Source organism: bacterium, from assembly GCA_030654305.1.
In the GTDB taxonomy this organism is placed as follows: domain Bacteria; phylum Krumholzibacteriota; class Krumholzibacteriia; order LZORAL124-64-63; family LZORAL124-64-63; genus PNOJ01.
Map to the genome: position 1 here is coordinate 1 of JAURXS010000212.1, position 11,114 is coordinate 11,114.

Sequence of the window (11,114 nt, forward strand, 5' to 3'; positions counted from 1 at the left end):
AAACGCCAGCTCTCGAACCTCCCCCTGGTCGCCGGCGCCCTGTTCATGGCGGTGCTGGCGGTCACCCTGTTCCTGGAGTGCCGCCGCAAGGACGACATCCACACCTTCGCCTTCGAGACGATGGGGACGCAGGCGTCGGGCACGGTCTACGTGTGGGACCGCACGCAGGACCGCCTGCCCGGCGACCTGGTGCACGCCACCTACGATTCGATCGAGACGGCGCTCAGCTCCTGGCGCGAGACCAGCGAAGTCGGCCGCCTGAACGCCGCGCCCGCCGACACGACCATCGCCATCTCGCCGTGGTTCAGCGAGTGCCTGCGGGTCTCGGAGGGATTCCGGCAGATCAGCGGCGGCGCCTTCGACCCCACCGCCGAGCCGCTGATGCGCCTGTGGGGCTTCTACCGCCGCGAGGGGCGCCTGCCGACCCCGGCGCAGATCGACTCGGCGCGCGCCCTGATGGGCCGCTACGAGCACGACCCCTTCCGCCGCACGGTGCGCAAGCTGGACGCCGGCACGAGCTTCGACCTGGGCGGCATCGCCAAGGGCTTCGCCGTCGACCGCGCCGTGGCCAACCTCATCGCGCTGGGCATCAGCAGCGCCATGATCGACCTGGGCGGCAACCTGTTCTGCCTGGGGGTGCCCGAGGGACGGGACGCCTGGCGCGTGGGGATCCGCGACCCCCTGGACCGCGACCAGCTGTTCGCGACCGTCGGGCTGGTCAACCAGGCGGTGGCCACCAGCGGCTCCTACGAGCGCTTCGTGGAGATCGACGGGCGGCGCTACGGGCACATCATGAACCCCGCCACCGGCCGGCCGGCCGAAGGGCTGCTGAGCGCGACGGTCGTCGCCCGCAGCGCCACGGTGGCCGACGGCCTGTCCACGACGCTGTTCGTGCTGGGGCCCGACGCAGCCGCGGCCCTGCTGCGCGACCACTACCGCAACGTGGAGGCCGTGCTGGTGCTGCCGGGGACCGGGAATGTCGAGGCCCGGGTCGTGGCGACGCCGGGCCTGAAGGGCGACCTGGAACTGCGCGCGGAGTACCGCGGACGCTACTCGCTGGAGTTCCTGGACTTCTGAACGGCGGGCGGCGCCGGCGCCAGCGACGACAGCGGCTTGCAGAGCACGCAGTTGCCGCAGTCCATCTCGCGCGGCGGTTCGTACTTCTCCCCCGCGCGGATCGCGCGCCGCTCCTCTAGCCGGTTCATGCCCGCCAGCAGCAGGCCCAACGTCAGGAACGCCCCCGGCGGCAGGATCATCACCAGCATCGGCGGGTAGCCCGGCCCGAACAGCGGGTAACCGAGGATCGAGCCGCTGCCCAGGACCTCGCGCACGCTGCCCAGGACCGACAGGCCGAGCGTGAAGCCCAGGCCCATGCCCAGGCCGTCGGCCAGCGAGACGGCGACGCCGTTGCGGCCGGCGAAGGCCTCGGCGCGGCCCAGGATGATGCAGTTGACCACGATCAGCGGGATGAACAGGCCGAGGCTGCGGTGAAGCTCGAAGAAGTACGCGTGCATGACCAGGTCCACGACCGTCACGAACGATGCGATCACCACGACGTAGCCCGGGATGCGCACCTGGCGCGGGATGAAGTTGCGCAGCGCGGAGATCATGACGTTGCTGCAGACCAGCACGAAGGTCGTGGCCAGCCCCATCCCCAGCGCGTTCTTGACCGAGGTGCTGACCGCCAGCGTCGGGCACATGCCCAGCAGCAGGCGGAACACGGGGTTCTCCTTCCAGATCCCCTGGGCGAATGTGCGTCCCATGTTCGCCATCAGCGCGCCTCCCCTGTGGTGTCCGCCGCCACGGCCGACGCCGCGCCCTGCAGCTGCGGCCGGTCGCGCTCGAAGCCCGCCAGCCCGGTGCTGACGGCCTCGGCCAGCGCGCGTCCGGTGACCGTCGCGCCGGTGATGGCGTCGACGTCGCCGCCGTCCTTCTTCACGCGCCAGTCGCGATCGTTCAGGCCGTGGCCCGCGTAGAAGCTCTTGAGCACCTCGGCGTCCGCGTAGCGCGAACCGAGGCCGGGTGTCTCGGCGTGTCGCAGGACGCGCACGCCCTGGACCCGGCCGCCGGCGTCCACGCCCACCATGACCGCGATCTCGCCGGAGTAGGCCTTCGCGCTCGTCGCGGCGAAGGCGTAGCCGGTCGGACCGTCGGGGCCGCGGCCCACGAAGTAGATGCCGCCGTCGGCGAGCGTGTCGGGCTCCAGCGTCTCGAACGGAGGCATGACCGCTTCGACGGCTTCGCGCTGGGCCAGGGCCTCGACCGCGGCGATGGGCTCGCGCGTCATGGCGTCGACCTTCGACAGCACGACCGCCATCACGGCGCAGATCAGCGCCAGGCGCAGCGACAGGTTCAGGATCTCCCTCATGCCGCGTCGGCCTCCCGGTAGAGCTTGCGCGCCTCGCCGAAGACCCGCGGCCGCGTCCAGCGGTCGATCAGGGGCGTGGCGGCGTTCATCAGCAGGATCGCGAAACTGACGCCCTCGGGGTAGCCGCCCCAGAGGCGGATGACCGCGGTGAGCAGGCCGCAACCGGCGCCGAAGATCAGCAGGCCGCGGCGCGTCACCGGCGAGGTGACCATGTCGGTGGCCATGAACCAGGCGCCGAGCATCAGGCCGCCGCCCAAGAGGTGGACCAGCGGCGAGGCGTAATGCGCCGGATCGGCCAGGTGGGCGACGCCCGTCACCAGCGCCGTGACGGCCATGAAGGCGACCGGCACCTGCCAGCGGATGACCCCGCGCCACAGCAGCCACAGTCCGCCCAGCAGCAGGGCCAGCGCGCTGACCTCGCCGAAGCTGCCGCCGACGTTGCCCAGCAGCAGGTCGCGCAGGCCCGGTGCGCCGGCCTCGGCCACGGTGCGGCCCAGGCCCACCGCTTCCTTGATCGCGCCCAGCGGCGTGGCGCCGGTGGCGGCGTCCAGGGCGGTGCCCGGCCCCTGCGGCACGACCCAGGTCGTCATCTGCACGGGGAAGGAGATCAGCAGGAAGACGCGCGCGACCAGGGCCGGGTTGAACGGGTTGTAGCCGAGACCGCCGTAGACGGCCTTGCCCAGCCCGATCGCCACGGCGCTGCCGATCAGCACCAGCCACCAGGGGCTGCCCGAAGGCAGGTTCATCGCCAGCAGCACGCCGGTGACCACGGCGCTGTAGTCGCGCAGCGTCGCCGGCCGCTTCACCAGGCGCGCGCAGGCCCACTCGCAGGCCAGGCAGCCGGCGACCGCCACCACCAGCACGCGCAGCGCGCCCAGGCCGAAGAACCACAGGCCGGCCAGCAGGCCGGGCAGCAGGGCCAGCAGCACCTGCCGCATGATCCACGGCACGTCCTGCCCCGCGTGCACGTGGGGGGACGCGCTGACGATCAGGTCCTGCGGCGTGATGGGCTCGGCGACGGGGGCCGCGGGCTCGCGCGGGACGCCGTCCGGTCCGGCTCCGGGTTCCAGGGTCATGGTCCTTCCTCACCCTCGTTGGTTCAGGCCGTGGTCGCGGCGGCGGCGCGCTCGGCCTCGCGTTCGGCCTCACGTTCGGCCTTGGCCCGGCGCTCGTCCAGGATCTCGCGCCACTCCGCCTTGCCCCGCTTGAAGTGCTGGACCAGCGGTCGGCGCGATGGGCAGACGTAGGCGCAGCTGCCGCACTCGATGCAGTCCAGGATGTGCCAGTCGCCCAGTTCCTCGAAGCGGAACCGCTCGGCGATCAGGCCCATGGCGCTGGGCACCAGGCCCATCGGGCAGGCGTCGACGCAGGCGCCGCAACGGATGCAGGGGCCGCCCTCGAACAGGACCGCCTCGTCGTCGCGCAGGCAGAGCACGCCGCTGGTGCCCTTGATCAGGGGCACGTCCATGTCGAACTGGCCGATGCCCATCATGGGCCCGCCGAAGATGACCTTGCCGACGTCCGGGGTGACGCCCCCGCAGTGGGCCAGCACGTCCAGCAGCGGGGCGCCGACGCGCACGCGCAGGTTGTGCGGCACGTTGATCGCGGCGCCGGTGACCGTCGCCACGCGCTCGGTCATCGGCAACCCGTCGCGCACCGCCTCGAGGCAGGCCACGGCCGTGCCCACGTTCTGCACCACGCAGCCGACGTCCATGGGCAGGCCGCCGGGCGGCACGCGCCGGCCGCAGAGGGCGTAGATCAGATGCTTCTCGGAGCCCTGCGGGTACTTCGTCTCCAGCAGCTTGAACTCCGCCGCGACGTCCGCCGGGCAGGCCCGCCGCAGCGCCTCGAGCGCGTCGGGCTTGTTGGACTCGATGCCGACGCAGGCGCGCGTGACGCCCAGGACGCGCATCATCAGGCCCAGGCCCTCCATGACCTCGGCCGCCTGCTCGAGCATCACGCGGTGGTCGGCGGTGAGGTAGGGTTCGCACTCGGCGCCGTTGAGGATGAGCAGGTCGACCTTCTTCTCGGCCGGCGGGCTCAGCTTCACGTGTGTCGGGAACGTCGCGCCGCCCATGCCGACCACGCCGGCGGCCTGGATGGCGCGGCGCAGCGCGGCGGGCTCGAGCCGGCGCCAGTCCGCCGGCGGCGCCAGGCCCTCCCAGGGCCGGTCCTCGCCGTCGGATTCGATCTCGACCGCCAGCATGGGGCGGCCCAGCGGGTGCGGCAGCGCCGCCACCTGCTTGACCGTGCCGCTGGTCGGCGCGTGCACCGGCACGGAAACGAAGCCCACCGGCTCGCTCAGGGGCTGCCAGCGGGCCACGCGGTCGCCCTTCGCGACCAGCACCTTGCCCGGGGCGCCGAGGTGTTGGGCGATGGGCACCACGTAGCGGTGCAGCAGCGGCATGGCTTCGATCTGCAGGCCGGCCGTGTCCTTGTGGTAGGCGGGGTGGACGCCGCCGCGGAATTTCATGACGTCCTTTCGGCGGCCGGGGCCGCGGCGCCGCTGTAGACCAGGGAGCCCGTCGGGCAGAGCGCGGCGAGCGCCGGGTCGTCCGGCGCGTGCTCGTAGTCGATGTAGGCCAGGAAGTCGGCCACCTTGATGCGCGGGTCCCCGGTGAAGGACTTCTCGCACTTCTTGCAGCCCAGGCAGGCGACGGTGCAGGCCTTCTTGGCCGCCGGGCCGCGGTCGTGGTTGCTGCACAGCACGTGGATGGTCGCGTCGGCGGGCACCAGCTTGATCAGGTCCTTGGGGCAGGCGGCCACGCACTGCCCGCAGGCGGTGCAGCGGGCGGGGATGATCCGCGCCACGCCGCTGGGGGTCATCTCGACCGCGCCGAAGGCGCAGGCGCGCTGGCAGTCGCCCAGGCCGAGGCAGCCGGCGCCGCAGGCCTTGTCGCCGCCGCCGAGCAGGGCCGCGCTGGTGCAGCTGGCGAGCCCGTTGTAGCGGTACTTCTTGGCGGCGACGTCGTCGCCGCCCTGGCAGAGGATCAGGGCGACCTGGGGCGCGCGGTCCTGCACCGTCAAGCCGACGATGGAGGCCACGAGTCGGCGCGTCTCCTGATCGCAGACCGGGCAGCCGTCGGGCTGCGCGTCGCCGCGCACGACCGCGCCCGCGAAATCGCCGCAGCCGGCGAAACCGCAGCCGCCGCAGTTGGCGCCCGGCAGGGCCTCGGTGATCCGGTCCTGGCGCGGGTCGGTCTCCACGGCGAAGGCGCGCGCCGCCAGGGCGAGTCCCAGGCCGGAAAGCAGGCCGATCCCGGACAGCACGACGGTCGGAACGAGCATGATCCCTCCCCCGCCACGGCGGCGGCTCGGCTACTTGACGAGGCCGGCGAAGCCCATGAACGACAGCGACAGGGTGCCGGCGGTGAGCAGGGCGATGGCCGTGCCGCGGAAGCTGCGCGGCGTGTCGGCCAGGGCCAGCACCTCGCGGATCCCGGAGAACAGCACCAGCGCCAGGCCGAAGCCCATCGCCGCCGCCAGCGAGAAGACCGCGGTGACCAGCAGCGAGCTCTCGTTCATGATGTTCATCACCGCGCAGCCCAGCACCGCGCAGTTGGTCGTGATCAGCGGCAGGTAGATGCCGAGCGAACGGTAGAGCCCGGGGCTGAGCTTCTGCAGGGCGAGCTCCACCAGCTGCACCATCGCCGCGATGATCAGGATGAAGGAGATCGTCAGCAGGTACTCCAGGCCGTAGGGGCGCAGCAGGCCGTGGAACACGAGCCAGCAGACCGTGCTCGCCAGCGTCATCACGAACATGACCGCGGCGGTCATGCCCAGGGCCGTGGACAGCTTCTTCGAGACGCCGAGGAAGGGGCAGATGCCCAGGAAGCGGGACAGCACGAAGTTGTTGACGAGGATCGCGCTGAGCACCAGCAGGACGAGCTGCATGACCACCGCCTCTGCGTGTTAAGGAAATAACCAGACCCCAAGTAAGTCCCTTGAACGGGGACCATCAAGACAAATATTTAACAACCTGGACGATTGCGCTCCGGCTGCGCCTGGTCCGGAAGCGCCGATCTTCTCTGGCCCCGGACCCCTCCTTTGACTACTTTGAGCGCTCGCGCACAGCGATGTCCAGGGACCGTCGGCTCCGGCCACGGCCCCCCCATTCCGACTCCCGGGCGCACGGCCGGCACGGCGCGGCGCAGGGCAAGGAGGCGACGGTTCCGCCATGTCGATCGCAGTGACTAGACAGGACGATGTCGTGATCCGTTTCGCCGGCGACTCCGGCGACGGCATGCAGATCACCGGCAACCAGTTCACCGACACCACGGCCAAGGTCGGCAACGACCTCGCCACGTTCCCCGACTTCCCCGCCGAGATCCGCGCACCGGCCGGCACGCGGGCGGGCGTCTCGGGGTTCCAGATCCGCTTCAGCAGCACCGACATCCACACCGCCGGCGACATCCCCGACGTGCTGGTGGCCATGAACGCCGCGGCGCTGATCATGAACTACAAGGACGTCGCCCCCGGCGGGATCATCATCGCCAACACGGGCAACTTCACCGAGCGCGACCTGCAGAAGGCCAAGCTCGCGACCAACCCGCTGGAGGACGGCACCCTCGACGGGTACCGGGTCATCGCCATCGACATCAACGCCCGCGTCACCGAGGCGCTGGCGGGCTCGCCGCTGACGTCGAAGGACGTCCTGCGCTGCAAGAACTTCTACGTGCTGGGCCTGATGTACTGGCTCTACAGCCGGCCCATCGAGCCGACGCTGGAGTGGCTCGCCGCCAAGTTCGCCAAGAAGCCGGAACTGGCCGACGCCAACCGGACCGCCCTGCGCGCCGGCTACAACTCGGGCGACATCCACGAGGTCTTCCAGGGCCGCTACGAGGTGGTCCCGGTCGAGAACGCGATCCCCGGCACCTACCGCAACATCATGGGCAACCACGCCCTGGCCTTGGGCCTGGTCACCGGCGCGGAGCTCGCGAACCTGAAGCTGTTCCTGGGCTCCTACCCCATCACCCCGGCCACCGACATCCTGCAGCACCTCGCGGAGCTGAAGGAGTTCGGCGTGATCACCTGCCAGATGGAGGACGAGATCGCGGGCATCTGCACCGCCATCGGCGCCTCGTACGCCGGCCTGCTGGGCTGCACGACCACATCGGGCCCCGGCCTCGCGCTGAAGACCGAGGCGATGGGCCTGGCCGTCATGACCGAGCTGCCGCTGATCATCGTCGACGTGCAGCGCGCCGGCCCTTCGACCGGCCTGCCGACCAAGGTGGAGCAGGCGGACCTGCTGCAGTCCCTGTTCGGCCGCAACAGCGATGCCCCCCTGCCGGTGCTGGCCTGCGCCACCGCGGCCGACGCCTTCGACTGCGCCGTGGAGGCCTGCCGCATCGCCGTGCAGTACATGACGCCGGTGATCCTGCTCAGCGACAACTACATCGCCAACGGCGCGGAGCCCTGGCGGCTGCCCGAGATGGACAAGCTGCCGCGCTTCCCGGCCGCCCAGGTCACCGACCCGGCCGGATACGCGCCCTACGCGCGCGACGGGAAGCTGGCGCGTCCCTGGGCCGTGCCCGGCACGCCCGGCCTCGAGCACCGCATCGGCGGGCTCGAGAAGGAGAACATCACCGGCAACGTCAGCCACAACCCCGAGAACCACCAGCTGATGTCCGAGATTCGGCGCGACAAGGTGCTGGGCGTGCGGGACACCATCCCGACGCCCGAAGCCTCCGGGCCGCGCGAGGCCGATCTGCTGGTGGTCGGCTGGGGCTCGACCTACGGCGCGATCCGCAGCGGCACCGAGCGTCTGCGGCGCGAGCAGAACGTCTCGGTCGCCCACCTGCACCTGCGGCACCTGTGGCCGCTGCCGTACGGGCTGGACGAGATCTTCGCCCGCTACAAGCAGATCCTCGTGCCGGAGCTGAACATGGGGCAGCTGTCCCGCCTGCTCCAGGGCGAATACCCCGACCACCGTTTCCTGCACTTCGGCAAGGTCAAGGGCAAGCCCTTCACCGCGCGCGAGATTCGGGAAAAGATCACCGCCGTGCTGGAGGGTAAGTCATGAGCGCCGTCCAACTGACTCCCAAGGACCTCAAGTCGGACCAGGAAGTCCGCTGGTGCCCCGGCTGCGGCGACTACGCGATCCTGAACGCCACGCAGGCCGCGCTGGCGGAGATCGGCGTGCCCCGCGAGAAGATGACGATCATCTCGGGCATCGGCTGTTCCAGCCGCTTCCCGTACTACATGGGCTGCTACGGCTTCCACTCGATCCACGGCCGCGCCGCCGCCATCGCCACCGGCACCAAGACGGCCAACCCGGACCTCTCGGTGTGGGTCGTCACCGGCGACGGCGACGCGATGTCGATCGGCGGCAACCACCTGATCCACGCCATGCGCCGCAACGTCGACCTCAAGATCCTGATGTTCAACAACCAGATCTACGGGTTGACCAAGGGCCAGTACTCCCCCACCTCGCCGGCGGGCCTGAAGACCAAGACTTCGCCCTACGGCTCGGTGGACCTGCCCTTCAACCCGATCAACCTGGCGCTGGGCTCCGGGGCGACGTTCGTGGCCCGCACCGTGGACACGAACCCCAAGCACATCAAGAGCACCCTGCTGGCCGCCGCCGCCCACAAGGGCATCGCCTTCGTCGAGATCTGGCAGAACTGCGTGATCTTCAACGACGGCGCCTGGAAGGACTGGTCGACGAAGGACGCCCGCGCCGAGCGCACGATCGACCTGCAGCCGGGACAGCCGCTGGTCTTCGGCAAGGACAACGAGAAGGGCCTGCGCATCTCCGGCGGCGAGGTCGAGGTCGTCGCGGCGGCCGACGCCGACGTCTGGGACCCGACGACGGCCGCGCCGCTGGCCTACATCATGGCCTACCTGGACGAGCGGGAGGACCTCCCGCACGCCCTGGGCATCTTCCGCCAGCACGACAAGCCGACCTACGACGGCGCCGTGAAGGAGCAGATCGACTCCCTGACCGCCAAGAAGGGCAAGGGCGACCTGAAGAAGCTCATCTACACGAAGGACGCCTGGCAGGTCGGCTGACCGCGGACGCCCCCACGGAACAAGGGCCCGGCCACACGGCCGGGCCCTTTTCGTCGTGCGTCGCCGGGTCGGGGCTACTTCACCAGCTCGGGGCGGTGCAGGACCGCGATCGCCACGAAGGCCGCGTTCATCCCCATCACGAACAGGAAGAAGACGACGATCCAGATCCAGGGATTGCGGCCCAGCCAGCGCTTCATCGTCACGGCCCCCGGAACTGGACGTCGAGGTCCTTGGTCTCCCCGGTGAGCGAGTCGGTCACCGTGAGGGTCATCGGGAAGGAACCCGTGTACAGGGCGCGGTCCAGGTACAGGAACAGCGGCGTCTGGCCGTCCTCCAGGGGATCGAGCCGGACGATCGGCTGCGGCAGGATGAGTTCCAGGCCGGGCCGGTCGCCGGACGTCAGGGCGATGCTGTAGGTGCTGGCGCGGTCGCCCTTGTTCTGCAGGTGCAGGTTGTAGAGGTTGCGGATGCGCCCGCCCTCGAACAGGTAGGGCATGCCGGCCTGGCGCAGGGCGTTCGCCTGGAAACCCTCGCGGCTGCCGGCCGAGAGCGTCGCCACCGTCAGCCCGAGCAGGCCCAGGCAGCCGTAGACGACCGTGCGGGCGCGCAGCAGCGGGCGCCGCGGCTCGCCCAGGAACGCCCGCTGGGAATCGTAGCGCACCAGGCCCTGCGGCTTGCCGAGCCGCCGCATGACGTCGTCGCAGGCGTCGATGCAGTTGGTGCAGCCGATGCACTCCATCTGCAGCCCGTTGCGGATGTCGATCCCCGTCGGGCAGACCTCCACGCAGCGGTAGCAGTCGACGCAGTCGCCGCCCTCGTCCCGGCCCTTGTGCCGCGGCTCGCCGCGCCGCTCGTCGTAGCCGATGATGATCGTGTCCTGGTCGATGAGCGAGGACTGCAGCCGCCCGTACGGGCAGATGATCAGGCAGGTCTGCTCGCGGAACCAGGCGAAGTCGAAGTAGAGGACCGCGGTCCAGAACATCGACCAGCCGAAGGCCGTGGGATGGAGCGCCGGCGATCCCGTGATCACGTGCAGCAGCTGGCGCGGCGGGAAGAAGTAGCTCAGGAAGACGTGGGCGATGACATAGGAGCCGCCCAGGAAGACGACGTGCTTGAGCAGCTTGCGCCAGAAGCGCCCCGCCGTCGGCGGCCCCAGGTTGCGGCGGATGCGCTCGACCCGGGGTCCCTCGATCCACCGCTCGAACTTGCGGAACACGCCCTCCATGAAGACGGTCTGCGGGCAGGCGTAGCCGCACCAGATGCGGCCCCAGAGGGCCGTCGCCACGAACAGGCCGAACCCGACGCCCGTCAGCACGAAGAACATCAGGTAGAAGTCCTGGTTCGTGAAGCTGAGGCCGAACAGGTAGGCGTGGCGCGCGGGCAGGTCGACGTGGACCGCCGGGTGGCCGCCGATCACGAGCCAGGGCAGCGCCGCGTAGACCAGCAGCAGCACCATGAAGACGAGGTTCTTCAGGACCTGCCAGCGGCCGCTGACGTCGGCCGGGTGCAGGAAGTTGCGCGAGCCGTCCGCGTTGATCGAGTAGACGGTGTCCAGGTCGGGACGGCGGCGCTCCTTCCTGCCCTTGCCCTGCTCAGCCATTGCCGGCCGCCCCTGCTGCCGCGGGCGCGGCGGACGGCGGTGCCACGGTGGTCGGCGGCGCCGCCGCGGCCGCGGGGGCCGCTGCGGCCTCGGGCACGCCCTCGGGCGCCTTGCCCGGCACCTCGGTGCCCTTGA

At 70.7% G+C, this 11,114-nt stretch carries 10 protein-coding genes and 1 pseudogene; 3 read left to right on the forward strand and 8 right to left on the reverse strand.

What is annotated here, in order from left to right; all coding sequences use genetic code 11:
• On the forward strand, nt 1-1,077 hold a 1,077-nt coding region (locus tag Q7W29_05710), incomplete at its 5' end, for an FAD:protein FMN transferase (GenBank protein ID MDO9171309.1).
• A gap of 95 nt (nt 1,078-1,172) precedes the next feature.
• Here the strand turns inward: Q7W29_05710 and Q7W29_05715 are convergent.
• The 6 genes and pseudogenes from Q7W29_05715 to rsxA all read right to left on the reverse strand — a co-directional run bounded on the left by Q7W29_05715 (nt 1,173) and on the right by rsxA (nt 6,262).
• Nucleotides 1,173-1,763 (reverse strand): annotated as a pseudogene (locus Q7W29_05715) (electron transport complex subunit E).
• Nucleotides 1,764-1,771: 8 nt separating this feature from the next.
• Nucleotides 1,772-2,368: an RnfABCDGE type electron transport complex subunit G gene (locus Q7W29_05720; protein MDO9171310.1), complete on the reverse strand. Its 597-nt coding sequence runs from the start codon at nt 2,366-2,368 to the stop codon at nt 1,772-1,774.
• Complete coding sequence (locus tag Q7W29_05725) at nt 2,365-3,444, reverse strand: RnfABCDGE type electron transport complex subunit D (GenBank protein MDO9171311.1); 1,080 nt, start codon at nt 3,442-3,444, stop codon at nt 2,365-2,367. Before Q7W29_05725 ends, Q7W29_05720 begins: the two co-directional genes overlap by 4 nt.
• Nucleotides 3,445-3,467: 23 nt before the next feature.
• Nucleotides 3,468-4,841: an electron transport complex subunit RsxC gene (rsxC, locus tag Q7W29_05730; GenBank protein ID MDO9171312.1), complete on the reverse strand. Its 1,374-nt coding sequence runs from the start codon at nt 4,839-4,841 to the stop codon at nt 3,468-3,470.
• Entirely contained in the window at nt 4,838-5,656 is an 819-nt protein-coding gene (locus Q7W29_05735) for a (Fe-S)-binding protein (GenBank protein MDO9171313.1), read from the reverse strand. The genes rsxC and Q7W29_05735 overlap by 4 nt, the downstream gene beginning before the upstream one ends.
• A gap of 30 nt (nt 5,657-5,686) precedes the next feature.
• Nucleotides 5,687-6,262, reverse strand: a complete 576-nt coding sequence (gene rsxA / locus Q7W29_05740) for an electron transport complex subunit RsxA (GenBank protein MDO9171314.1) — start codon at nt 6,260-6,262, stop codon at nt 5,687-5,689.
• A gap of 283 nt (nt 6,263-6,545) precedes the next feature.
• Between rsxA and Q7W29_05745 the strand changes: the two genes are divergently transcribed.
• Nucleotides 6,546-8,390 carry a 2-oxoacid:acceptor oxidoreductase subunit alpha gene (locus tag Q7W29_05745; protein MDO9171315.1) on the forward strand — a complete coding sequence of 615 codons (1,845 nt, stop codon included), beginning with the start codon at nt 6,546-6,548 and terminating at the stop codon, nt 8,388-8,390.
• On the forward strand, nt 8,387-9,379 hold the full coding sequence (locus Q7W29_05750) for a 2-oxoacid:ferredoxin oxidoreductase subunit beta (protein ID MDO9171316.1): 993 nt from the start codon (nt 8,387-8,389) through the stop codon (nt 9,377-9,379). Before Q7W29_05745 ends, Q7W29_05750 begins: the two co-directional genes overlap by 4 nt.
• Nucleotides 9,380-9,453: 74 nt before the next feature.
• On the opposite strand, the gene Q7W29_05755 is transcribed toward Q7W29_05750, so the two are convergent.
• Nucleotides 9,454-9,576, reverse strand: coding sequence for a hypothetical protein (locus Q7W29_05755; GenBank protein MDO9171317.1), 123 nt, complete (start codon nt 9,574-9,576; stop codon nt 9,454-9,456).
• A gap of 2 nt (nt 9,577-9,578) precedes the next feature.
• On the reverse strand, nt 9,579-10,979 hold the full coding sequence (gene ccoG / locus Q7W29_05760) for a cytochrome c oxidase accessory protein CcoG (protein MDO9171318.1): 1,401 nt from the start codon (nt 10,977-10,979) through the stop codon (nt 9,579-9,581).
• Nucleotides 10,980-11,114: the final 135 nt, after the last annotated feature.

Excerpts from the sequence above, each read along its gene's own strand:
- Q7W29_05720 (MDO9171310.1), bottom strand. The coding sequence starts at position 2,368 with ATGAGGGAGATCCTGAACCTGTCGCTGCGCCTGGCGCTGATCTGCGCC.
- Q7W29_05725 (MDO9171311.1), bottom strand. The coding sequence starts at position 3,444 with ATGACCCTGGAACCCGGAGCCGGACCGGACGGCGTCCCGCGCGAGCCC.
- rsxC (MDO9171312.1), bottom strand. The coding sequence starts at position 4,841 with ATGAAATTCCGCGGCGGCGTCCACCCCGCCTACCACAAGGACACGGCC.
- Q7W29_05735 (MDO9171313.1), bottom strand. The coding sequence starts at position 5,656 with ATGCTCGTTCCGACCGTCGTGCTGTCCGGGATCGGCCTGCTTTCCGGC.
- rsxA (MDO9171314.1), bottom strand. The coding sequence starts at position 6,262 with ATGCAGCTCGTCCTGCTGGTGCTCAGCGCGATCCTCGTCAACAACTTC.
- Q7W29_05745 (MDO9171315.1), top strand. The coding sequence starts at position 6,546 with ATGTCGATCGCAGTGACTAGACAGGACGATGTCGTGATCCGTTTCGCC.
- Q7W29_05750 (MDO9171316.1), top strand. The coding sequence starts at position 8,387 with ATGAGCGCCGTCCAACTGACTCCCAAGGACCTCAAGTCGGACCAGGAA.
- Q7W29_05755 (MDO9171317.1), bottom strand. The coding sequence starts at position 9,576 with ATGAAGCGCTGGCTGGGCCGCAATCCCTGGATCTGGATCGTCGTCTTC.
- ccoG (MDO9171318.1), bottom strand. The coding sequence starts at position 10,979 with ATGGCTGAGCAGGGCAAGGGCAGGAAGGAGCGCCGCCGTCCCGACCTG.